The sequence below is a fragment of the Pseudomonas sp. S2_E02 genome (assembly GCF_054668355.1).
The window spans coordinates 996347-1021415 of sequence record NZ_CP162761.1 but is presented as its reverse complement, the minus strand read 5'-3'; the positions used below and the strand labels follow the sequence as shown (position 1 = coordinate 1021415).

The window sequence follows — 25069 nt, the reverse complement described above, 5'->3', positions numbered from 1 at the left end:
TGAACAGACCGTGGCAGGAAATCAACAAGTCCGATCAACTTCAAACAAAGCCCGCCCCGTTGCGGGCTTTTCTGTTTTTGCCAAATGCTTCCATAAATCGCTCTAACTCGTGCTCTGCGCAAAACCCGATCACTAAATAAGTTGCAAGCATTTGAAATCTAATGTCGCAGCAAAACAATAGGCCGGGCGCACCTCTGCAACTAGTCTCTGGCAACTTCCTTTCACTCACTAACAGGAACGTTTATGCAGAGAACTCTTATACAGATCCAGCCGCGAAAAGCGCTCGGATTTTGTTTGGTGATCAGCGCGTTTGAACTTCTGACGTATATGGCCAGCGACTTGATCATGCCTGCGATGTTAAGCGTTACCACCGAACTTGATGCCGATGTGCGGCATGTACCGAACGCTTTCAATCTTTATCTGCTTGGCGGTGTCTGCCTGCAATGGCTGATTGGCCCGCTGTCCGATCAATGGGGTCGAAGGCGGGTATTGTTGATCGGCTGCGCGTTATTTGCGGTCGCCTGCGCGGGGGCCTACAGCACCGAAAGCATTGAAGCCTTCAATCTATTGCGACTGCTGCAGGGCATGGGCCTGGGTTTTGTTGTGGCGGTCAGTTATCCGGCCCTTCAGGAAGTGTTCTGTGAAGCGGATGCGGTGCGTTTGATGGCGCTGCTCGGCAATATCGCCCTGCTTTCCCCCTTGATGGGGCCGCTGCTGGGCATTCTGCTGTTGCAATGGCTGTCGTGGCGCGAAGTGTTTCTGGGCTTGGGCCTTGCCGCGTCTATGGTCTGGCTGGGGCTATTCGCATGGATGCCGGAAACGGTTGGCGTCGCCCGTCGAGACGGACAGATGCAACCTGCCGTGCGCTTTTCCTGGGAGCAAACCTGCCGACGTTACCGCGCCCTGTTGGGTAATTGCCGATTCCTCGCCGCCAGCCTGGCGCTGGGGCTGATGAGCCTGCCGCTGATCGCCTGGATCGGCCTGGCGCCGTTGCTGCTGATCGAGTTGCTCGGGCTGACGCCGCTTGAATATGGCGTCTGGCAAATCCCGATTTTCTCTGCGGTGATTGTCGGCAATCTGATCCTTGACCGGTTGCTGATCACGCACGCCTTGCCGCAACTGATCCGCTTGGCGCTCTGGCCGTTTTGCCTGGGGCTTCTGGCCCTGATCGTCTGCGCACTGGCTGGCGCCGGACTCGGGCCGGTGGTCGCCAGTCTGGCGTTGTACGCAGTCGGATTGGGCATGAGCAATGCCGCGCTGTATCGATTGGCGCTGTTTGCCAGTGATGACAGTAAAGGTCTGGTATCGGCATTGGTCGGGATGATTTCGATTGCCGTGATGGGCCTCGGCGGCTTGCTGATTGCTGCAATCGGCGGTGGCGCAAGGCTCGAGCTTTTCGCGCTTTGCGCCGCTTTCAGCGGTTTGATGTGTCTCCCTCTGTTGCAGGGTTTGTTGCAACGCACCCCTCCCGACTCCGCCTCTGCTCAGTAAAGGAATATTGAATGCACCACTTCCCCGCCAGCGATGCGCTTTGCGCGTTGCCACACCCCTATTGCCCGGATTCCGTGCCGGTGGGCCTGTTCGATCAGGCCATGACCGAGATCAGTCGGTTTCATTGCCGGCATACCCCCGGCTACGCCCATTGGCTGAACGCCAACGGCCTCGACGAACAGGACCTGGACAGTCTTGATGACTGGGCTCGTCTGCCGCCGATTCTGGCGAACTTCTTCAAACAGCAATTGCTGCTCAGTCCGACCGGAGAGCGCGCCCTGGAACTGACATCGTCCGGCACCAGCGGCCAGAAAAGCCGTATGCGCTATGACCCGCGCAGCCTCGCGGGCGCTCAGTTCATGGTCGAGCGGATCTTCAGTCATTACGGCTGGTACTCACCAGATACGCCTTGCAATTACCTGCTGCTGAGCTACGAACCGCAAGGTGCGATCACCTTGGGAACGTCGTATACCGATCAGTTCCTGTGCCGCTTTGCTCCCGTCAACCGCGTCGCCTACGCGTTACGCAGTAACGGCGACGGCCATCAATTCGATGTGTTCGGCGTCATCACGGCCCTGCAATCGTTCGCCGAAGAAGGCCTGCCCGTGCGCATTTTCGGTTTCCCGGCGTTCCTTTGGCAGACCCTGCAACACATGCAGGCCACCGGCGTGCCTGAGCTGAAACTGCCGGCAGGTTCGCTGGCATTTTTTGGCGGTGGCTGGAAAACCCGGGCCAGCGAGGAAATCCCCAAACAGCAATTGTATGGACGCATCGCCCGGCAACTGGGCATCGAAACCGCATGGTGCCGCGACGGTTACGGTGCAGTCGAGCACGCGGTGCCGTACATCGAATGTGACCGGCATCATTTTCATGTGCCGGTTTACGCCAAGGCGTACGTGCGCAATCCGCAGGATTTTTCCATCCAGCCCTACGGCCAGCAAGGCTTGCTGGGATTCGTCTCGCCCTACATTTCGTCCAGCCCGGCGCATGCGGTGGTGATGAGCGATCTGGCGACGCTGCACCCTGGCTCAAGTTGCGGCTGCGGCCTCGCCAGCGACTGGTTCGAACTGCATGGCCGTGCGGGCACCACCGCCGGCAGGAGCTGCGCGATGGCCGCCTCCGAATTATTGGGGAGGCACTGACATGTACCTGCTCAACGGAGAGCTTTTCGCCGAAATCGACCTCGACAACGCACTGGCGCAACTGCATCAGACCTTGCCGCACCACCTCAGCACACCGCTGGATAGCGCCGTTGTTCTGACCGCCGCGGGCAACTTTGCGCAGCATCTGCACAGCGCCGAACTGCCGCTGGATGACGAACAACGCCTGGCGCTGATTGACTTCTGTCAGCCTCACGCCCTGCAAACCAAACTTGAACGCGAACTGGGTGATCAGGCCGAGTCACTGCGGCGCGTTGATTATCAGCAGTCGCGCTTTGAACGCTGGAGTCCCTTGGGCCTGGTGGTTCACGTCACCCCGGCCAACGCGCCGCTGTTGGCCTGCTGCGCCATGCTCGAAAGCCTGTTGGCCGGCAACCTTAACTGGCTACGCCCCAGCCGCAGCGACCAAGGCCTGACCGCACGCCTGCTGCACGCATTGGTGCAATGCGACCCCAGCGGTCAACTCTGCCATTACGTCGCGGTGTTACCCGTAGCGACGGAGCAGATCGGCCGCTTGTGCAAAATGGCCAATGGCGTATCGGCGTGGGGAGGCGAAACCGCGCTGCAAGCCATCCGCCAACAGTTGCCACCCGGATGCCGCTGGATCGACTGGGGGCACCGCATCAGTTTCGCCTACCTGACGCCAGACGCGGCCTCGCCGCCAGCGCTGGACGCGATTGTCGATGAAGTCTGCCGACTGGACCAACAAGCTTGCTCCAGCCCGCAATGGTTGCTGGTCGACAGCGACGATCCCGCCGTTGTGCAAGGCATCGGCAGCGCATTGGCCAAGGCATTCGAGCGTCGCGTCGGGCAATGGCCGGCGCTGACTCCGACGGTTCAGGAAGCCAGCGAGATCACCAGCCACACCCTGATGGCGCGTCTGGGCCAGAGCTTTTCCGGTAACACCGGGCAGGTCTGGCGCGCGCCGGGCTGGCGGGTGATCTGGAGCCATGATCAGTCGCTGGCGCCTTCGCCGCTGTTTCGCACGTTGCTGCTCAAACCACTGCCACGGGCGCGACTGACGCAAACACTGCTGCCTTGGCGCAACGTGTTACAGAGTTGCGCGCTGGTCTGCGGTGAGGCGCAGCTCAATGAGCTCGCACGCACATTGATTGCAGCGGGCGTCAGCCGAATTACGCCGATCAACGCGATCCACGACGGCTACGACGGCGAGCCCCACGACGGCGTTTACGCACTGCAACGCCTGAGCCGCCGCGTGTCGGTCAGCCTCGCGCCAACGCAGTTGCCCACCCACATGAACCTCGACCAGCCACCTTGCGCACTGACACTGACAGGTCTGCCGATCACCGACAAAGCAGCGTTTATCGCGCGACCGACGACAGCGGCGGCGCAGCTGTTTTTCCGCTCCGGCGGCAGCAGCGGCACACCGGCGCTGTCGGGCTTCAGTTACCGCGATTTTCAACGGCAAATGCGCGCGACGGCCGATGGGTTGTTCGCGGCGGGCCTTGATCCGCGGCGCGACAAGGTGATGAACCTGTTCTTCAGTGGCGGCTTGTACGGCGGCTTCTTCAGTTTTGCCAAAGTCCTGGAATTGCTCGGTGCGACGCACCTGCCCATGGGCGCGCCGGCCGACGATGATTACCGCGATATTGCGCAAGTGATCATCGAGCAGCGCGTCACCGTGCTGATCGGCATGCCCAGCACCCTGCATCGACTGTTCCTCAACGAGGGGCCGCGCCTGAGTCGTTATGGGGTGATTGAAAAGGTTTTCCTCGGCGGAGAGCACATCAGCGATCAGTGCCGCGAATTACTGCATCGCTGCGGCGTCGCCAGTATCCGTTCGGCGGTGTACGGCAGTGTCGATGCGGGGCCATTCGGGCATGCCTGCGCCGCCACTGGCGACGGTGTGTTCCATTTGATGGACGCTATCCAGCATCTGGAAATCGTCGCACTGGAGCAGGACAAGCCGGTCGTTGGCGCTGAAGTCGGCCGTTTGCTGTTCACCTCCAAAGCACGTGAAGGCCAACAGGTGCAGCGCTATGAAGTCGGCGACACCGGCCGCTGGCTGGCCGGCGACTGCCCGTGCGGGCTGAGTTCGCCACGTTTCGAATTGCTGCAACGACACGGCCGACTGCTGCGCATCGGCAGCGACTTCATTTGTCTGAACGAACTCGCCCGGCACCTGCAGGCGCCGTTTCAGTTACACCTCGATCACGCACCCGATGGCCTTGAGCGCCTGCTGATTCACAGCCCTGGCGAACCCGCAGACATTCTCTGCCGACTCGAGGGCTACGCGACGCTGGCGACACTCGTGCGCACCGGGCTTCTCACCGTGCAGGCGCAAACCTGCGAGCCGCAACATTTCGACAGAAACAAACACAGCGGAAAGATTCCGCCCGTAATCGACTCGCGCCGTTAACAGCGATCGTCAGCCATGGCCAAAACAATTAACGAGAACACCATGAATACAACAACAGAACTTGGCAAGTTGTTCGCTTTTGCCCGCGAACATTCGGCGTATTACGCCAGACACTTGCAAAACGTCGCGCCGCAGACAAATACCCTGGATGAACTTCCGGTAATCGATCCTCAACAATACTGGGCAAGTAGCGAGCATCTGGAACAATGGCCGGTACTGACCTCAACGGTCGAACGCGCCCTGGTATTCAAGACCGGTGGAACAACCAGCGCCGGTAAACTTTCAGTATTTACCCGCGAAGAATGGCAGACACTTGTGCGGGACTTCGGCAGCCATCTCGCTGGTCAACTCAATCCCGGCGACCGGGTGGCGAACCTGTTTTTCGTCGGCGACCTGTATGCCAGTTTCATTTTTATCCACGACGCCCTGGCGCACGAACCGGCGGGTGTTACCGAATACCCGTTTACCGGCGACGTCGACCCTGCGGTGCTGGCCGACTCGATCCGCCAACACCGGATCAATGTGCTGGCCGGCGTGCCCGCGCAATTGCTGGCGTTCGCCGCCGGGCTGGAGCGCCAGGCGCGAACCCTGGCCGAAGTGGAAACAATCCTTTACGGCGGCGAAAGCCTGTTCACCGGACAATTGCAGGCGTTGCACCGGGTGTTTCCCAACGCGCGGATTGCCTCGATCGGTTACGCCAGTGTCGATGCCGGTTTCATCGGCGCCGCAAGCCGCGATTGCGCACTCGGCGAGCACCGGATGCTGGCCAGCCACAGCGTGCTGGAAATCGTCGATGAACACACCGGTGAAGTGATCGAAGAATGCGACCGAACCGGACGACTGCTGATCACCAACCTCACCCGCCGACTGATGCCGCTGATCCGCTACCCTGTGGGTGATCTCGCTTGCTGGCGAGAGCCGGCTACTGCGTCGATGCGCAAGTTCGCCTTGATGGGCCGCAGCACCAGCAGTCAGCGGGTGCGCGTGAGCAGCCTGACTCTGTTGATCGAAGACATTGCCGCAATCGTCGCACGCATCACCGCCAGCGACGACTGGCAACTGGTCATCAGCCAATCGGCCAACGTCGATATCGTGTGCCTGAAATGGCTACCCAACGCGCTGACGGCCGAGACCGCAGACGCCAACACGACCTTGCAGCGCGCACTGATCGAGCAATACCCGCTGATCAAGCAACTCTGCGCTGAGCGCTTGATCGAGTTGCAGATTACCCATTGCACTCCCGATGAACTCGCGCGCCATCCGCGTTCCGGCAAGCGCCAACGCGTCGTCGATCTGCGTGTCTACGCCACGCCCGGACCGGAGCAACGTCCATGGACAACTTGACGCTGCGCAGTTATCGCCGATCCGACGCCAGGGCCATCAGCCATCTGTTTCGGGAAATCTATGGTGACCACTACGTGCAGCCGCACGTGTATTTGCCGTTGATGATCAATCAGAACCATGGCGAGGGTCGCTGGCATTCGCTGGTGGCGGAATCCGGGAAAAAAATCCTCGGCCACGCCACGTTGTGCAGAAACGCGGGATCGTCTACGGCGGAACTGGCGTTGAGCGTGGTCCATCCGTCAACACGCGGGCAGAACATCGCGACGCAGTTGGGCATGCGGTTGTTGATCCATGCCCAGGCACTCGGTTGCCACGGCGTGACCATCAAACAGGTGACGCAGCATCTCTACACCCAACGCATGGCTGACCGACTCGGTTTTTGCAGCACCGGGTTGTTGCTCGACTACGTCCCCTCACCGTTTGGCGAGCCACTGCCGGAGTCCATCGTCATCGGCTACACCCCTGTCGAAGGCTATCGCCGCCCGCTCCCGGCATTGTCCTGGCCGCAAAGCTGTCACGATTTCATGGCGCATTTGTGCGGCGTATACGGAACACAAGACAAAGAAGCGCGTTGGGTGGGAGAGCCGATGCAGGTTGAACAATACTCAGGGCGTTATGACGTGGTGCTGAAAAAACTCGACGCCGGCTTGCTTCAACAGCTACGACGACTGCCCGAACACTGGTTGATCTCGATCAGGCTAAGACTGGCAACAGGCTTCGCCAATGCCGTGGATAGCCTGTCGGCAATGGGCTTCGTCTTCACCGGGATTGCCCCGAATGAACGGGGCGCTGGATGGTTGGCTTTGTTTCATCGGGGCTATCGCGCGCGATCGCTGGAGCTGCGCTGCCCACACCTGCAACGACTGCATGATCAGGCTCAACAACGCGTCGCGGCACGCTGAAGCGAGGCGTTGCCGGGTTCTTGCACATCAACCAGCCCGTTCAAGCGTTGAGCGGGCTAAACGGTCAGCCTCAAGCTTTGGCTTTGACACCTTCATCGACCGGTTTCGCGGCGTTGCCTTCACCGTAGGTCTTGAGGTTCTGCAGGACATAGATCGCTTTCTTGAACTCGGGAATCAGACTCTGGCCGTAAGCGTTGCCATTGAGGCCATTGTTCTGAATGGCGTCGAGCTGGGTCGCGAAATACTCCAGGGCGTTGAATTTGGCATCGATATCTTTGGTCACGCCAAAACGGTCGAACTTGTCACCGGCGTTCTTCAAGGTAAACGACGTGATCTCGGAGATCAGGCCACGGCTGCGCAGCATCTCGCTCAGATTTCCCAATTGTTTTACTGAAACATTCGCAGGATCAAAGCCCTTGATGGCCTTGCGCAGGCCCTGCTTGTCCATTTCAGCGGTATTCAGCGCGGTGGGATTGGTACCGACCTTGGTCAGCATCTGCTGCACTTTGATGCTCTGGGCCACTTGTTTTTTCGCGCCGGTGTTACGAACCATAACGCCTGCTTTGCTCTCCCAGCCGCCGACAATACCGATCGTCATGAGAAGACTCCCTGTGAAATGAACAAAAAAATATCCGTGTTGAACGGCAATAATGGCCGCGAGTATCGGCGGGCGAATTGATGGCACCAACCTATTTCTGCACTTTTTTACAATTCTTGTACATTCTCGATACAAAAGCCCAACGGCCCGCGTTCACTGACCCGAAGTTGTCATGACAAGGCAACGAAAATCACTTTTTTGCTTATCGACGCGCGCTGATCAGCACCTGTGTATCGATCTCGATACCGGCCGGTCATCGGTATTGCTGCTTTTTAGGACGCGAGTACCTAAAGCTTCCGGGCACCACGACGATACGCTGGAGATACCCGCACTGTTTTACCCCTGCCCCTAATAAGAAACGCTGCTCAAGGACCGGACTCCATGCCCGCATTCCGCACTATTCAGGCTCGCTACACGCTGTTTCTGGTTCTGTTCATCCTGCTGTTGTCGGTGTTGACCGTGGTTGGCATCAGCCAACTGGTCGCCCCGAAACTGCGCCATACCGAAGAACAGGTGGTACTCAACCGCATCGCCGAAGTCGCCGAGCAGATTCAGGGCGAGTTGAACAAAGTGCAGGCGCAACAGCGCAGCATCACCCAGACCATCCCGCTGCTCGACAGCGCCGCCATCGACGCGGTGCTGCCAGGTCTGGTCGATCAGTACGGCGAGCTGAAAGTATTCGGCGGCGGGATCTGGCCTCTGCCGGGGCAACGTGAAGCCGGGCGCAACAAATTCAGTACGTTCTGGCACCGCGACGCTTCGGGCAAACTCGCCGTCAACACGTTCTGGAACAGCGACGCGGCGCCCAACTACTACGACCAGAGCTGGTACAAGGGCGGCATGGCCACACCGCGCGGTCAATGCGCCTGGGCGGCGGCCTATAAAGATGACGCCAGCGCCGAGCCGCGCACCAACTGCGCCATGGCCATCCAGAAAAACGGCAATGCGTGGGGCGTGTCGACCATTGACGTCACCCTTGGCTTCTTCAACGACCTGGTGGCGCGCAAGGAAAAAGACCTCAACGCCGAGATGCTGATCGTTGAAGCCGACGGCAAGGTCATCAGTAACAGCTCGCGCATCAGTGGCCCGATCGTGCTGAAGAACATCAGCGAACTGGCCGGCACGTCGACCTTCGCCAGCCAGGTCAAAGCCGGACTGCAGAATCGCGATCAGGCGCAGCGCGTCGAGTTCGATAACAACGGCGAAGCCAGCACTTTCTTCATGCGTCCTATCGAAGGCACGCCGTGGTTCCTCGCCACGGCGCTGCCGACGAAAATGCTCACCGCCCAGCGTGATGACGTCCTCAGCACCTTGAGCCTGTTGCAGATTCCGCTGGTGATCCTGCTGGTGCTGTTGCAGGTCTACGCGATTCGCCAGTTGGTGCAACGCATGAAAGCCTTGAAAGCCAACATCGATCTGCTGTCCAGCGGCGATGCCGACCTGACCCGACGCATCACCATTCGCGCCGAAGATGAACTCGGCGCCATCGGCCACTCGGTGAACACCTTTATTGCCTACCTGCAAAACATGATCGGTGAAGTCACCCAGGCCACCGGGGCCATGGCCTCCAGCCTGGATAACCTGCAACGCACCTCGGCGCAGACCAGCCAGATTCTGTTGCGTCATGCTTCGGAAACCGATCAGACCGTTACCGCTATCACCGAAATGAGTTCGACGGCAGAAAGCGTTGCGCAGAACGCCGCCGAAACCGCCGCGTTTACCCAGCGCGCCAATGAAAATGCCGACCGTTCGCGGGTGGTGGTGGGCGAAGCGACCAACAGCGTGGTCGCGTTGATCGATGAAGTGGCCAGCGCTACACACAAAGTTGAAAACATGCAGCAGGACGCCCAGCGCATCACCGAAATTCTCGGGGTGATCGGCGCGATTGCCGGGCAGACCAACCTGTTGGCGCTCAACGCGGCCATCGAAGCAGCACGCGCCGGTGAACAGGGCCGTGGTTTTGCCGTGGTTGCCGATGAAGTGCGTGCCCTCGCCGCGCGCACCCAGGCCAGCACCTCGGAAATCAACGAGATGTTGACGCGTCTGACTCAGGGCGTGAGCTCGTCGGTCAGCGCCATGGAAAACACCCAGGCCAGTTGCCAGTCCGCCGCCGACGCGACCGCACGGGTCAACTCCGGTCTGGACGAAATGGCCGGCTCGGTCAGCCACATCAACAGCCTCAGCACCCAGATCGCCACCGCCGCCGAGCAGCAAAGCGCCGTGACCGAAGAGATCAACCGCAGCATGGTGCAGATCCGCCACATGGTCGATGAGCTGGTGCAGAGTGGCAAAGCCAGCGAACTCAACACTCACCAGTTGCTCGAAGCCAACAGCCGGGTGAGCGCGATCATGGGCCGTTTCAAAGTGCGCTGATCCCTGCGTACCACAGGGGTTTTCTGCTCAACAGATAACCCTTGTGGGAGCGAGCCTGCTCGCGAAAGCGATCTTTCAGTCCCCGCTTCAGTGTTTGAACTACCGCATTCGCGAGCAGGCTCGCTCCCACAGGTTGGTGCTGCGTTTTGCAACAACTGGAAACATTGCGTTGATGCCCGGCGGCAAAAACCGGTCAAAATGCGTGCTTTCCGATTGTCACCCGAGCCGAGAATCCGTTATGCGAACCCACCTGCGTCTGCTCGCCCTGAGCGCCCTGTTCATCTCCGCAATGGCCCAGGCTGCCGACCTGATTCCGATCGAAGTCCATCGCGATGCCAATTGCGGCTGCTGCAAAAAATGGATCAGCCACCTTGAAGCCAATGGCTTCAAAGTCGAAGATCACGTCGAAAGCGACATGAGCAGCTTCAAGCAGCAACATGGCGTACCGCCGCGTCTGGCCTCGTGCCACACCGCGATCATCAACGGCAAATTCGTCGAAGGCCATGTGCCCGCGGAACAGGTTCTGGCCCTGAGCAAGCGTGACGATCTGCTCGGCGTCGCCGCACCGGGCATGCCAATGGGCTCGCCGGGCATGGAAATGGACGGCATGAGTGATGCTTATCAGGTTATCGGCCTGAAGAAAGACGGGGCTGACGTGGTCGTGGCGGATTACCCGGCCCATTGATCATCACGGCGTACGGCGGCCTGTTTCTCGCCGCTTTCGGCGCGGCGACCTTGTTGCCGCTGCAATCCGAGGCGTTACTGGTCGGCCTGATCGTCAGCGAGCGTTATTGGCTGTGGGGGCTGCTGGCGGTGGCGACGCTGGGCAACGTACTCGGCTCGCTGGTCAACTGGTGGCTGGGGCGCGGGATCGAGCGCTTTCAGGATCGGCGCTGGTTTCCGGTCAGCGCCGCGCACATGGCGAGGGCGCGCAAACACTATGAGCGCTACGGTCACTGGTCGTTGCTGCTGAGCTGGTTGCCGATCATTGGCGACCCCCTGACGCTGATTGCCGGCGTGATGCGCGAACCGCTAGGGCGCTTTCTGTTGATCGTCACCCTGGCCAAAGGTGCACGTTACGGCGTGCTGGCCCTGCTGACGCTGGGGTGGCTGGGTTGAACGTTCAGGCGCGGGCATTGCCTGTGTTTAACGTCGGCGTAATCCGCTCGTTCCAGCATCGGCCGATTTCAAACGGAGTTTGACCTTATGTCTGTCATGTTTTCCCGTTGGCTGCCTGGCCTGTTTCTTTGCGCCGCCCTGCCCCTGTCGGCGCAGGCTGCGACGTCAAGCGAAGCGACGCCGGAAGGCCCGGCCTATGGCCCGGAACTGCAAGGCTTCGATTATCCCTACACCCTTAAACACTTTGCCTTTCAGTCCCAGGGCAAATCCCTGCAGATGGGTTACATGGACGTCGCCGCTCACGGCAAGGCCAACGGCCGCACTGTGGTGCTGATGCACGGCAAGAATTTTTGCGCAGCCACCTGGGACAGTTCGATCAAGGCCTTGAGCGAATCCGGTTACCGGGTGATCGCACCGGACCAGATCGGCTTCTGCACCTCCAGTAAACCCGACAACTATCAATACAGCTTTCAGCAACTGGCGACCAACACTCAGCAGTTGCTCAAAGCGCTGGGCATTCAAAAAGCCACGCTGCTCGGTCATTCCACCGGCGGCATGCTCGCCACGCGTTATGCCTTGCTGTTCCCCGAGCAGGTTGAGCAACTGGCGCTGGTAAACCCGATCGGCCTGGAAGACTGGAAAGCCCTCGGCGTGCCGTATCGCACCGTGGATCAGTGGTATCAGCGTGAGCTGAAAGTCAGCGCCCAAGGCATCCGTGATTATGAACGCACCACTTACTACGACGGCCGCTGGAAACCGGAATTCGACCGTTGGGTGGACATGCTCGCCGGGCTGAGCAAAGGCCCGGGCAAGACTCAGGTCGCATGGAACTCAGCGCTGATCTACGACATGATTTTCACCCAGCCGGTGTATTACGAGTTCAAAGACCTGAAGATGCCGACCCTGCTGCTGATCGGCACCTCCGACACCACGGCCATCGGCAAGGACCTCGCGCCGCCTGAGGTGAAAGCGAAAATCGGCCATTACGACGTGCTCGGCAAACAAGTGGCCAAGCTGATCCCGCAGTCGACGCTGGTGGAGTTTCCCGGCATGGGCCACGCGCCACAAATGGAAGAGCCGGCACAGTTCCACAAGGCCTTGCTCGGCTGGCTGAATACAACCAATCCCGTTCGTTGATGAGGTAAGGCTGATGGCGGTGCAGATTGCAGTAATCGATGACTGGCAGGACGTGGCCCGCGACGTGGTCGACTGGTCGGTGCTCGATGGCCTCGGTGAAGTGACGTTCGAACACGATTACCCGGCGGACAATGCCACACTGGCCGAGCGACTGGGCCGCTACCAGGTGATCTGCGTGATGCGCGAGCGCACGCGCTTCGATGAGGATTTGCTCAAGCGTTTGCCTCATCTGAAGTTGCTGGTCACCGGCGGCATGCGCAACGCAGCGCTGGATATGCAAGCGGCCGCCAGGCTGGGGATCAAGGTTTGCGGCACCGACAGTTACAAGCATGCCGCGCCGGAATTGACCTGGGCGCTGATCATGGCGGCCACGCGCAATCTGGTGAACGAAGCCAATGCCCTGCGCGACGGTCACTGGCAGCAAGGGCTGGGCGGTGACCTGCACGGCAAGACCCTCGGCATTCTCGGTCTGGGCAGCATCGGCCAACGCGTGGCGCAGTTTGGTCAGGTGTTCGGCATGCGGGTGATTGCCTGGAGCGAAAACCTCACCGCCGAACGCGCTGAACAGGCTGGCGTGATGTACGTGAGCAAGCAGGAACTGTTCGAGCAGGCGGACGTGTTGTCGGTGCATCTGGTGCTCAGCGAGCGCAGTCGCGGGCTGGTCGATGCACAGGCACTGGGCTGGATGAAGCCGACGGCCCTGCTGGTCAACACCGCCCGCGGGCCGATTGTCGATGAGGCAGCGCTGATCAAGGCGTTGCAGAAACAGCAGATCGCCGGGGCGGCGCTGGACGTGTTCGAACAGGAACCGCTGCCCGCGATGCACCCGTTTCGAACGCTGGACAATGTCTTGGCGACGCCGCATGTCGGGTATGTCAGCCGGCAGAACTATGAGCAGTTCTTTTCGCAGATGATCGAGGATATTCAGGCTTGGGCGGCTGGGGAGCCGGTTCGCCTGTTGAACTGAGAATTCCCATCATTACGCTGGTGTAGCGACCACCGCCTTCGCGAGCAAGCTCGCTCCCACATTGGATCTGTGCCAGGAACACATTTTCTGTCCACTGAAGATCTCCTATGGGAGCGAGCCTGCTCGCGAATGGGCACTCACTGTCACCCCATCAACAAACTGCCCGCACCACAACAGTGCAACCGCACTTCCCGCTAGCACAGAATCGTGACCGATCAGTCACCGTTTTCGCCCTCCCTCGCAGAAAAACCTGCACTTCGTCGGTGCGTTTCCCCCTCAAAAGCACGGTCGGCGTGGCTTGCCAACCGATTGTCGAACAATTTACCCATTTGCTCCGCCCCGCTCTAGGATCTGGCCTAGACTGACTTTCGCGGGGTAAAACCGACCGGTCACATCGCGGAAAAAAAGTCGAAACTTTTGCGCGCGGCGGCTGGTCATCTGAAAGACAGGGCCATAGCGACTGGTGCAATCCTTGCAACGGCCCGTTCACCCATTCTGCTTGCGCGTGTTGGGTAGCGTTTGCTCACCGATGCGTGGCGCGTTTGCGCCCGGCCACAGGACTTGGCCATGGACATCGCTTGTTCAAGACAAGAATCAGATCAACGAGACGGGAGATTCATATGATCAGTGCGGCATTGGAAATTCAGGGAGAGCGTGCTCAGCAGGCGGTTGGTGAATCGAGCACCATCAGTGTTCCTGGCAGCCGACAGATCAACATTCCCGGCACCAAAACGCTGACTCCGGTAGCGAGCCAGAACCCCAACAAGAAAAAAGTCTTGTTCGTCACCTCGGAAATCGCCGATCTGGTCAAGACCGGCGGTCTGGGTGACGTCTCCGCTGCCCTGCCCCGGGCCATGGCCCATCTGCACGACGTGCGCGTGTTGATCCCCGGTTACCCGCAGGTGATGCACAGCGAAAACCCGATCCACATCATCGGCGAACTGGGCGGCCACGCAGCGCTGCCGCCGTGCAAGATCGGGCGCATGGACATGCCGGACGGTCTGGTCATCTACGTGCTGATCTGCCCCGAACTCTATGAGCGCGAAGGCTCGCCCTACGGCGCCAACAACGGCCGCGACTGGCCGGATAACCACATTCGCTTCGCCCGCCTCGGTCTGGCCGCCGCCGACATCGCCGCCAACCTCGCGCAAATTCACTGGTGCCCGGATCTGGTGCACGCCCATGACTGGCCGGCCGGTCTCGCGCCTGCCTATATGCACTGGCGCGGGCAGCGTACGCCCACCCTGTTCACCATTCACAACCTCGCCTATCAAGGCGTGACCAGCCTCGGCTCCTGCCCGGAGCTGGGGATTCCAGCCCATGCCCTGCAACAGGAAGGCATGGAGTTCTACGGCAAGATGTCGTTCCTCAAGGCCGGCATGGCGTATTCGAGCCATATCACCACGGTCAGCGCCACTTACGCGCAGGAAATCACCACCCCGGATTTCGGCTGTGGCCTCGACGGTTTCCTCGCCGCCAAGACTCAGCAAGGCTTGCTCAGCGGCATCCCCAACGGCATTGATGAAAGCTGGGACGCTGCGACCGATCCGCACCTGTTTGCACCGTTTGCAATTGGCGACTGGGAAGGCAAAGCGATCAACGCCGCGCACGTGCGTGAGCTGTTCGGCCTCAACGATTCCACCGGACCGTTGTTCGCTGTGGTGTCGCGACTGGTCTACCAGAAAGGTCTGGACCTGACGATAGCGGTATCCGAATACATCGTGCAGAACGGTGGCCAGATCGCAATCATCGGTCGCGGCGAACCGGAAGAAGAACAAGCCATGCGCGAACTGGCGCTGCGCTTTCCAGGGCAGATCGGTGTGCGCATCGGCTTCAACGAAACCGACGCCCGACGCATGTTCGCCGGCAGCGATTTCCTGCTGATGCCTTCGCGTTACGAGCCTTGCGGTTTGAGTCAGATGTACGCCCAGCGTTTCGGCTCGCTGCCGGTGGCGCGCAATACCGGTGGTCTGGCCGACACCATTGAAAACGGCGTCACCGGTTTCCTCTTCGATGAGTCCACCGCTGAAAGCTATCAAGAGGCCCTGAGCCGCGCGTTCAAGGTATTCGCCTTCCCCGAACTGCTCAACGCCATGCGTTGCCGCGCAATGGCTGCGCCGTTCAACTGGTGCAAAGCGGTTGAACCGTACGCCGAACTCTACGAACAACTGGTCGCCAAGGCGCTGGGTAAAGCTCACCACAAATAACCAGGGAGGTTCACCACGATGCCGTTACGGTCTACTGAAACCTGGCCCCACGGCGCGATCATGCTGGACGCCGAACACACGCAATTTGCGCTATGGGCGCCGGATGCGTTTTACGTGAGTGTCGAACTTGAAAACGGTCAGTCGCTGCCAATGCTGCCTCAGGCAGACGGCTGGTTTGTGATCAAGGCCCGCTGTCCGGCGGGCACCCGCTACCGCTACAACATCGACGGCGAACTGGAGGTGCCCGATCCGGCCTCCCGAGCCCAGGATGGCGACCTCGACCGCCACAGCGTGGTGGTCGATCCTCTGGCTTATCAATGGCGACACACGGCCTGGCACGGTCGGCCATGGAGCGAAGCGGTGATCTACGAGTTGCACGTCGGTGCGCTCGGTGGTTTCGCGGAAGTCGAACAACATCTGGCGCGCCTTGCAGGCCTGGGCATCACCGCCATCGAACTGATGCCGCTGGCGCAGTTCCCTGGCGAACGCAATTGGGGCTACGACGGTGTTTTGCCCTACGCCCCGCAAGCCTCCTACGGCACGCCGGAACAACTCAAACACCTGATCGACAGCGCCCACAGCCACGGTCTGGCGGTAATTCTCGACGTGGTCTACAACCACTTCGGCCCGGACGGCAATTACCTGCACCGTTACGCCAAAGGCTTCTTTCGCGAAGACAAGCACACGCCGTGGGGCGCGGCGATCGATTTTCGTCGCAGCGAAGTGCGCGAGTTCTTCATCGAAAACGCGCTGATGTGGCTGCTCGAATACCGTTTCGACGGCCTGCGCCTCGACGCTGTGCATGCCATTGAGGATCCGGATTTTCTCAGCGAAATGGCCCGACGCATCCGCGCGCAGATCGACCCCAGTCGGCATGTCTGGCTGACCGTGGAAAACGAACTCAACCAGTCGAGCCTGCTGGAATACGACTACGACGCGCAGTGGAACGATGACGGCCATAACGCCCTGCACGTCCTGCTCACCGGCGAAACCGACGCCTATTACGCAGACTACGCCGCACAACCCACCGAACAATTGGTGCGCTGCCTCAGTCAGGGCTTTGTTTTCCAGGGCCACATCACCCGCCATGGCGAACCACGCGGCGAACCCAGCGAACACCTGCCCTCCACGGCGTTCGTGCTGTTCCTGCAAAACCACGATCAGATCGGCAACCGCGCGTTCGGCGAGCGCCTGCATCACCTGGCCGATCCGCGTGCCGTGCAGGCAGCGACCGTGTTGTTACTGCTGTCGCCGATGATTCCGCTGATGTTCATGGGCGATGAGTTCGCCGCTGAGCAACCGTTCCTGTTTTTCACCAGTCACCACGGTGAACTGGCCAAGTTGGTGCGTGAGGGCCGCCGCAATGAATTCGCCGCGTTCAGCGCTTTCACCGATCCGCACAAACGCGAGCAGATTCCCGACCCGAACGCCGAAAAAACCTTCCACGCCTCACAGCCCAGGCTGATCGGCAATGGCAGCGTGAAACAGCAGGAAACCCTCGCGCTGTACCAGAAGCTGCTGCAATTCCGCCATCAATACATCATCCCCCATCTGTCCGGCACGCAAGCGCTCGGCGCGCATATGCTCGGTTATGGCGCGGTCAGTGCGCGCTGGCGTCTGGGCAATGGCAGCGAGCTGCGAATTGACCTGAACCTCAGCGACACGCCAGTGGTCAACCCTCCACAGACCGAGGCCGTGTGGTTGTTTCAACAGCCATCCAGCGTCGATCTATCGGAATCGGGCGAACTGCCCGCGTATTGCGCGCTTGTCAGCCTCACGGCCGCAACCCCTTTGCAACCTCTGGATGGAGAGCGCCTATGAGCGATGCGCAACTGGAAATACTTGCAAGCCGCGCCGGCCTTGCCGTCGACTGGATCGACGCCAACGGCCGCCCGCAAAAAGTCGCCCCGGCGGTGCTGCGCAATGTTCTGATCGGACTCGGCCACCCCGCCAGCACCGCGCAGGAAATCGACGCCAGCCTGCTGGAACTGCAAGCTGCCCAACAAGACCGCCACTTGCCGCCGCTACTCACTAGCGATGTCGGCGTCGGCCTCGATCTGGGTCGGTATTTCGCCCCGCAAACCCCGTGCGAAATCCACCTTGAAGACGGCTCGCGGCTGAACCTGAAACTCGATTCTGAAGCAGTACTGCCGGGACTGATTCCGGTCGGCTATCAACAGGTGCACATCGGCGATCAATATTTCACCTTGGCCGTGGCCCCGGAGCGCTGCTTCAGTGTCGGCGATGCGGTGGATAATCCGATTCCTCGCGTTTGGGGTCTGAGTGCGCAACTGTATTCGCTGCGCCGCCCCGGCGATGGCGGTTTCGGTGACACCCAAGCGTTGGAGGATCTGGTCCGCGTGGCGGGTGAACGCGGCGCCGATGCGCTGGCAATCAGCCCATTGCACGCGATGTTCAGCGCCGATACCGGGCGCTACAGCCCTTATTCGCCGTCCAGTCGTCTGTTCCTCAATCCCCTGTACGCCGCCCCCGGCGCGATTCTTGGTGAGCGCGCTTTGCGCGATGCGATCGACGCGACCGGCCTGGCCGAGCAGTTTGCGCAACTGGAAGACCTGACCCTGATCGACTGGCCAAGCGCCGCCGACGCCAAGCAAAAACTACTGCAAGCCTTGTATGAAGGTTTCGTCGCCGGTGACCACCCGCTGCACCCGGACTTCGCCAGTTTCCGCCATGCCGGTGGTGAAGCACTGGAAAACCATTGCCGCTTCGAAGCCATTCAGGAAATGCGCGCCGCCCGTGGTGAAAACCTCGACTGGCGACAATGGCCGGAACACTGGCACGACCCACGCGGCGCAGCGCTCGAAGCGTTTGCCGAAGAATATGCCGAACGCATCGGCTACTTCGCTTTTTGCCAATGGCTGATCCACCGTTGCCTGGAGCGCGCGCAAACCGCTGCACGCAGCGCCGGCATGGGCATTGGCCTGATCGCCGATCTGGCGGTGGGTGCCGACGGCGCCGGTAGCCAGGCCTGGAGTTTCCAGGATGAATTGCTCGCGTCGCTGACCGTGGGTGCGCCGCCGGACATTCTCAATCGCTCGGGCCAGGGCTGGGGCATTTCCGCATTCTCGCCGGAAGGTCTGATTCGCAATGGCTTTCGCGCCTTCATCGACATGCTGCGCGCCAACTTCGCCCATGCCGGTGGTTTGCGCATCGACCATGTCATGGGCCTGCAACGCTTGTGGGTGATCCCCAACGGCGCGGCGCCGGCCGATGGCGCGTACCTGTATTACCCGGTCGATGACTTGCTGCGATTGCTGACCCTCGAATCCCATCGTCACCAGGCCATCGTCCTCGGTGAAGACCTCGGCACGGTGCCCGATGGCCTGCGTGAAAAGCTCATCGCCCGCTCCATGCTCGGCATGCGCGTGCTGCTGTTCGAGCAGGACAACACCTTTTTCAAACCGATTCTCGACTGGCCGGACAACGCCTTGGCGACCACCAGCACCCACGACCTGCCAACGCTCAACGGCTGGTGGCATGGTCGTGATATCGACTGGAACGCGCGCTTGGGCTTTGTCGATGCCAACGGTGAAATCGAATGGCGGCATCACCGCCAGCGTGAGCGCGAAGGCCTGCGCAACGCGTTGAGCCAGGACCCGCAAAACTTTCGCGAGGAATCCCACGAGGCCGATCAAGTGGTCGATGCCGCCGTACGCTTCCTTGGCCACACCCGCGCGCCGTTGGTGCTGTTGCCGCTGGAAGATGCGCTGGGCATCAATGAACAGGCGAATCTGCCCGGCACCATCGACACCCATCCGAACTGGTCACGGCGCTTGCCCGGCACCAGTGAGGCGCTGCTCGATGGCGCGGATGCGGCGCGACGTCTGGAATTACTCGCCTGCGCAAGGCTTCAGGCTGCCGAGCGTGACCAATGAACCAAGCGCTCATCCAGCCCCTGCGCGCGACCTTGCGCCTGCAATTTCATAAAGGTTTCACCCTCGAACACGCGGTGCCATTGGTGCCGTACTTCGCCCGGCTCGGCATCAGCCATATCTATGCCTCGCCGCTGCTCGCAGCGCGGGCCGGTTCGATGCACGGCTACGACGTGGTCGACCCGACCCAGGTCAACCCGGAACTTGGCGGCGAGCCGGCATTACGGCGCTTGATCAGCACCCTGCGCGAACACGACATGGGCCTGATCCTCGACATCGTCTCCAACCACATGGCGGTCGGTGGCAGCGACAACCCGTGGTGGCTTGATCTGCTGGAATGGGGGCGGCTGAGTCCTTATGGCGAGTTCTTCGACATTCAATGGCATTCGCCGGATCCACTGATGGAAGGCCAGTTGCTGCTGCCGTTCCTCGGCAGCGATTACGGCGTGGCCCTGCAGGAAGGCACGCTGAAACTGCACTTCAATGCGCAGACCGGCAGTTTCCATGTCGAGCACTACGACCATCACTTCCCGGTGTGCCCGAATGATTACCCTGAGCTGCTGAAAACCTCGGATGCGCTGAAGCCGTTGGCCGATCGCTTCGGCGCCCTCAGCTATCAGACCGATGCCCATTCACTGGCGACTCCGCTCAAAGAAGAATTGCGCCAATTGGCGAGTGATCCGTCAATTGCCGAGGCCATCGAAAACAACCTGAAGCATTACGATTCGACCAGCGAAGAAGGCTTCCACAAACTGCATGAGTTGCTCGAACGTCAAAGCTATCGCCTGGCGAGTTGGCGCACGGCGGCTGACGACATCAACTGGCGGCGCTTTTTCGACATCAACGAACTCGGCGGGCTGCGTGTCGAGCGCCCGGCAGTGTTCGAAGCCACCCACGGCAAAATTTTCCAATTGATCGCTGAAGGGCTGGTCGACGGCTTGCGCATCGATCATATCGACGGGCTCGCCGACCCGCGTGGTTATTGCCGTAAATTGCGGCGGCGCGTCGATCTGCTGGCACCCGGCAGGCACTTGCCGATCTACGTCGAGAAAATCCTCGGCGCTGGCGAAACCCTGCACCGCGACTGGGCGGTGGACGGTACCACCGGTTACGAGTTCATGAATCAGCTGTCGCTGCTGCAACACGACCCGGACGGCGAATACGTGCTCGGTGACCTCTGGCAACGGCGCACCGAGCGCCCCGCCGCGTTCATCGAAGAAGCACAACTGGCGCGTCAGCAGATCCTCAACGGCTCGCTCGCCAGTGATTGCGAGAGCGTCGCCCAGGCCCTGCTGCAGGTCGCTCGCGATGACCTGATGACTCGCGACTTGACCCTCGGTGCGATCCGCCGGGTGTTGCAGGCGTTGATCGTGCACTTCCCGGTGTATCGCACGTACATCAGCGCCATGGGCCGCTCCGCGCAGGATGAAAAATTCTTCCAGCAGGCCATGGACGGTGCGCGACAGAGCCTCGGCGAAGGCGACTGGCCGGTGCTCGACTGCGTTGCCGCCTGGCTTGGCGGTACGCCGTGGCGGCGTAAACCGCGCGGGCGTTCGCGCAAGATTCTCAAGCATGCCTGCGTACGCTTTCAGCAACTGACCTCCCCGGCAGCGGCCAAAGCCGTGGAAGACACCGCGCTGTATCGCTCCGCCGTGCTGCTGTCGCGCAATGACGTCGGCTACAACACCGAACAGTTCAGCGCTCCGCTCAGCGACTTTCATGCGGTCAATCAACAACGGCTGAGTGAATTCCCCGACAACTTGCTGGCCACCGCGACCCACGATCACAAACGTGGTGAAGACACCCGCGCACGTCTGGCCGTACTCAGTGAGCGCAGCCATTGGTACGCCGAGCAGATTGAGCTGTGGCGCGCCCTCGCCCGCCCGGTGCGGGTGGCTGATCAGATGCCATCGAGCGGCGATGAGCTGATTCTCTATCAAGCGTTGCTGGGCAGTTGGCCGCTGCAACTGCGTGACGACGACCAGGCGGGTTTCGCCGATTACGCCAAGCGCATCTGGCAATGGCAGCAGAAAGCCCTGCGTGAAGCCAAGCTGCAAAGCAGTTGGAGCGCACCGAGCGAAAGCTACGAAAACGCCGCGCAAGCGTTCACCGAAAAACTCCTCACCGGTGAGGAAGGCGAACTGCTGCGCGCCGCGCTGAGCAAGACCGTCAACAGCATCGCCGCTGCCGGCGCGCTCAATGGTTTGGCGCAAACCTTGCTGCGCATGACCGTGCCGGGGGTGCCGGACCTGTATCAGGGCAATGAGTTCTGGGACTTCAGCCTGGTCGATCCGGACAACCGCCGGCCGGTGGATTACGCCGCTCGCGAACACGCTTTGCACGAGCCATTGCCAGCTGTGGAGTTGCTGGCGAATTGGCGTGACGGGCGCATCAAGCAAGCCTTGATCGCCCAAGTGCTAAAGCTGCGCGTCGAACATGCCGAGCTGTTCCGCCGGGGCAGCTACCAGGCTCTGGAAGTGCTCGGCAGTCAGGCGCACAACGTGCTCGCGTTTGCCCGTGAGCACGCGGGCAAGCAGGCCATCGTGATCGTGCCGGTCCGTTGCGCGACCCTGCTGGAAAACGGTGCTGTACCTCAGGTCGATGCGCTGCGCTGGGGCGATACGCGGGTGGTTTTACCGTTCGCCGCCTCTGCGACAAACCTGAAGGGACTTTTTTCAAGCAGCGCAGTCACAAAAAACAGGGAGCTGAATATCAGCGACGCGCTGGGGGATGTCCCGGTCAATCTCTTTATCCAACACTTAACGTAAGCATGAGTTCAGTTCAGGAGCATTGCGATGAGTACCGACGATAAACGCATCCGCGAATTCGCCTATCAAATCTGGGAATCGGAAGGTAAGCCCGAGGGGCATGAAGAACGCCACTGGGAAATGGCGCGCAAGCTCGCCGAAGCGGAAGCGCTGGCACCGAAGAAACCGCCGAAAGCCGCCGGCAGCAAACCGGCGGGCAAGACAGCTGAGGCCAAGGCCCCGGCCGCCAAGCCGAAACCACCGGCCAAAGCCAAGCCGGCCAGCGCCGCTAAAGTGGTTCCCCCGGGCGAAAAGCCTGCCGAGAAAAAGCCTCGGGCGCCGAAGAAGCCTTCGGCGATCTGACGCTCTAACCGGATTATTGAACTGAATGAACGTGTGGCGGGTTCGCTCGCCACCGAGGGCTTACTCGCCCTGAAGAAATACACAAATCCCTTGTGGGAGCGAGCTTGCTCGCGAATGCGGTCTGCCATTCAACATTGAAGTCGACTGACATTGCGCTTTCGCGAGCAAGCTCGCTCCCACAGGGGATTGGTGTTAACCGAACCATCCCGATTTTTGCAGGAGCAATCATGACCCGTCCAAAGAATACCGAGCCCACCGCGCACGCCGAGCCGTCGAGAATCCGTGAAGGCCTGCCCTTCCCGCTCGGTGCGACCTGGGATGGTCTGGGGGTGAACTTTGCTCTGTTTTCCGCCAACGCCACCAAGGTCGAACTGTGCATCTTCGACGATGCCGGCGAAGTCGAACTCGAACGCATCGAACTGCCGGAATACACCGATGAGATCTACCACGGCTACCTGCCCGATGCGCACCCGGGGCTGATCTACGGCTACCGCGTCTACGGCCCGTATGACCCGGCCAACGGCCACCGCTTCAACCACAACAAATTGCTCATCGACCCGTACGCCAAGCAGTTGGTCGGCCAACTCAAATGGTCGGAAGCGCTGTTCGGCTACACCATCGGCCACCCCGACGCCGACCTCAGTTTCGATGAACGCGACAGCGCACCATTTGTACCCAAGTGCAAAGTCATCGACCCGGCGCACACCTGGGGCAATGACCATCGCGTCAGCGTGCCGTGGGACAAGACCATCATTTATGAAACCCACGTGCGCGGCATCAGCATGCGTCACCCGTCGGTACCGGAGAACGTACGCGGCACCTTTGCCGGGCTGATGGTCGACGACGTGCTCGAACACATTCGCAGGCTCGGCGTGTCCACCGTCGAATTGCTGCCGATTCATGCCTTCGTCAATGACCAGCATCTGCTGCACAAAGGCATGACCAATTACTGGGGTTACAACAGCATCGCGTTTTTCGCCCCGGACCCGCGCTACCTGGCCAGCGGCAAGATTGCCGAATTCAAGGAGATGGTCGCGCACCTGCACGAAGCCAACCTCGAAGTGATCCTCGACGTGGTCTACAACCACACCGCAGAAGGCAACGAGCAAGGCCCGACCCTGTCGATGCGCGGCATCGACAACGCCTCGTATTACCGCTTGATGCCCGACGACAAGCGCTACTACATCAACGATTCCGGCACCGGCAACACCCTCGACCTGAGCCACCCGTGCGTGCTGCAAATGGTCACCGACTCGCTGCGTTACTGGGCCAGCGAGATGCACGTCGACGGTTTCCGCTTCGACCTGGCGACGATTCTCGGCCGCTACCACGATGGTTTCGACGAGCGTCACAGTTTCCTTGTCGCCTGCCGCCAGGACCCGGTGCTGCGCCAGGTGAAGATGATCGCTGAACCTTGGGACTGCGGCCCCGGCGGCTATCAGGTGGGCAACTTCCCGCCGGGCTGGGTCGAGTGGAATGACAAATTCCGCGACACCGTGCGCGCGTTCTGGAAAGGCGACGACGGCCAGGTTGCCGACTTTGCCAGCCGCATGACCGCTTCCGGCGAGATGTTCAACCAGCGCGGGCGGCGTCCGTACACCTCGGTGAACTTCATCACCGCCCACGACGGTTTCACCCTCAACGATCTGGTCTCGTACAACGACAAGCACAACGAAGCCAACGACGAAAACAACCAGGACGGCAGCAACAACAACCTGTCGTGGAACCATGGCGTCGAAGGCCCGACCGACGATCCTGAAATCAATGCCCTGCGCCATCGGCAGATGCGCAATTTCTTCGCCACCCTGCTGCTCGCCCAAGGCACGCCGATGATCGTCGCCGGTGATGAGTTCGCCCGCACTCAGGACGGCAACAACAACGCCTATTGCCAGGACAGCGAGATCGGTTGGGTCAACTGGGACCTGAGCGAGGACGGCAAGGCATTGCTGAAATTCGTCAAGCGCCTGATCAAGCTGCGCCTGGCCTATCCGATCCTGCGTCGCGGCCGCTTCCTGGTAGGCGAATACAACGAGGACATCGGCGTCAAGGACATCACCTGGCTGGCGCCGGATGCCACCGAGATGACCACCGAGCATTGGCACGATGCGCACAACCGCTGCCTGGGCATGTTGCTCGACGGGCGCGCACAGGAAACCGGGATTCGCCGCAAAGGTGCGGATGCGACCTTGCTGCTGGTGGTCAACGCCCATCATGACATCGTCAATTTCACCTTGCCGGAGGTACCGGAAGGCAGTTTCTGGACCTGCATGATCGACACCAATCAGCCGTCGATCCGTGGTCAGGAACGCTTCGATTTCGGTCACGAATACTCGGTCACCGGGCGCTCGCTGCTGCTGTTTGAACTGCAACGTGACGAAGAAGACTGAT

The 25069-nt window shown here is 60.6% G+C and carries 17 protein-coding genes; 16 read left to right on the top strand and 1 reads right to left on the bottom strand.

Annotated elements, in window-relative coordinates; translation table 11 throughout:
* Positions 1-243: 243 nt before the first annotated feature.
* From AB4O01_RS04510 to AB4O01_RS04490, 5 genes are read left to right on the top strand one after another with little or no spacing between them, the layout of a single operon-like run.
* On the top strand, positions 244-1491 hold the full coding sequence (locus AB4O01_RS04510) for an MdfA family multidrug efflux MFS transporter (protein WP_099759063.1): 1248 nt from the start codon (positions 244-246) through the stop codon (positions 1489-1491).
* 11 nt (positions 1492-1502) lie between these two features.
* Entirely contained in the window at positions 1503-2633 is a 1131-nt protein-coding gene (locus tag AB4O01_RS04505; protein WP_460090810.1) for a LuxE/PaaK family acyltransferase, read from the top strand.
* 1 nt (position 2634) lies between these two features.
* A complete protein-coding gene (locus AB4O01_RS04500) occupies positions 2635-5031 on the top strand; it encodes an acyl-CoA reductase (protein ID WP_460090809.1) in 2397 nt (798 codons plus the stop codon).
* Positions 5032-5073: 42 nt separating this feature from the next.
* Positions 5074-6375 carry a phenylacetate--CoA ligase family protein gene (locus AB4O01_RS04495; RefSeq protein WP_460090808.1) on the top strand — a complete coding sequence of 434 codons (1302 nt, stop codon included), beginning with the start codon at positions 5074-5076 and terminating at the stop codon, positions 6373-6375.
* A complete protein-coding gene (locus AB4O01_RS04490; RefSeq protein ID WP_257354963.1) occupies positions 6363-7277 on the top strand; it encodes a GNAT family N-acetyltransferase in 915 nt (304 codons plus the stop codon). Before AB4O01_RS04495 ends, AB4O01_RS04490 begins: the two co-directional genes overlap by 13 nt.
* 70 nt (positions 7278-7347) lie before the next feature.
* On the opposite strand, the gene AB4O01_RS04485 is transcribed toward AB4O01_RS04490, so the two are convergent.
* Entirely contained in the window at positions 7348-7875 is a 528-nt protein-coding gene (locus AB4O01_RS04485; RefSeq protein WP_093432901.1) for a hypothetical protein, read from the bottom strand.
* A 381-nt stretch (positions 7876-8256) separates the two neighbouring features.
* Between AB4O01_RS04485 and AB4O01_RS04480 the strand changes: the two genes are divergently transcribed.
* The 11 genes from AB4O01_RS04480 (at position 8257) to glgX (ending at position 25068) form a co-directional block, all read left to right on the top strand.
* Positions 8257-10248 (top strand): methyl-accepting chemotaxis protein, encoded by a 1992-nt coding sequence (locus AB4O01_RS04480; RefSeq protein ID WP_460090807.1) that lies wholly within the window; start codon positions 8257-8259, stop codon positions 10246-10248.
* Between the two features lie 238 nt (positions 10249-10486).
* Positions 10487-10933 (top strand): DUF411 domain-containing protein, encoded by a 447-nt coding sequence (locus AB4O01_RS04475; RefSeq protein ID WP_093432907.1) that lies wholly within the window; start codon positions 10487-10489, stop codon positions 10931-10933.
* On the top strand, positions 10933-11367 hold the full coding sequence (locus tag AB4O01_RS04470) for a YqaA family protein (RefSeq protein WP_177413082.1): 435 nt from the start codon (positions 10933-10935) through the stop codon (positions 11365-11367). Before AB4O01_RS04475 ends, AB4O01_RS04470 begins: the two co-directional genes overlap by 1 nt.
* An 87-nt stretch (positions 11368-11454) precedes the next feature.
* On the top strand, positions 11455-12504 hold the full coding sequence (locus tag AB4O01_RS04465) for an alpha/beta fold hydrolase (protein ID WP_093432913.1): 1050 nt from the start codon (positions 11455-11457) through the stop codon (positions 12502-12504).
* Positions 12505-12517: 13 nt separating this feature from the next.
* On the top strand, positions 12518-13471 hold the full coding sequence (locus tag AB4O01_RS04460) for a D-2-hydroxyacid dehydrogenase family protein (RefSeq protein WP_460090806.1): 954 nt from the start codon (positions 12518-12520) through the stop codon (positions 13469-13471).
* 620 nt (positions 13472-14091) lie between these two features.
* A complete protein-coding gene (gene glgA, locus AB4O01_RS04455) occupies positions 14092-15678 on the top strand; it encodes a glycogen synthase GlgA (RefSeq protein ID WP_095050737.1) in 1587 nt (528 codons plus the stop codon).
* Positions 15679-15696: 18 nt separating this feature from the next.
* The gene (gene treZ / locus AB4O01_RS04450) at positions 15697-17499 is read left to right on the top strand and encodes a malto-oligosyltrehalose trehalohydrolase (RefSeq protein ID WP_460090805.1); all 1803 of its coding nucleotides are present in this window, start codon (positions 15697-15699) and stop codon (positions 17497-17499) included.
* On the top strand, positions 17496-19574 hold the full coding sequence (gene malQ / locus AB4O01_RS04445) for a 4-alpha-glucanotransferase (RefSeq protein ID WP_194934965.1): 2079 nt from the start codon (positions 17496-17498) through the stop codon (positions 19572-19574). The genes treZ and malQ overlap by 4 nt, the downstream gene beginning before the upstream one ends.
* A complete protein-coding gene (locus tag AB4O01_RS04440; protein ID WP_460090803.1) occupies positions 19571-22339 on the top strand; it encodes a malto-oligosyltrehalose synthase in 2769 nt (922 codons plus the stop codon). Before malQ ends, AB4O01_RS04440 begins: the two co-directional genes overlap by 4 nt.
* 27 nt (positions 22340-22366) lie before the next feature.
* Positions 22367-22681, top strand: a complete 315-nt coding sequence (locus AB4O01_RS04435; protein WP_093432930.1) for a DUF2934 domain-containing protein — start codon at positions 22367-22369, stop codon at positions 22679-22681.
* Positions 22682-22908: 227 nt separating this feature from the next.
* The gene (glgX, locus tag AB4O01_RS04430; RefSeq protein WP_460090801.1) at positions 22909-25068 is read left to right on the top strand and encodes a glycogen debranching protein GlgX; all 2160 of its coding nucleotides are present in this window, start codon (positions 22909-22911) and stop codon (positions 25066-25068) included.
* Position 25069: the final 1 nt, after the last annotated feature.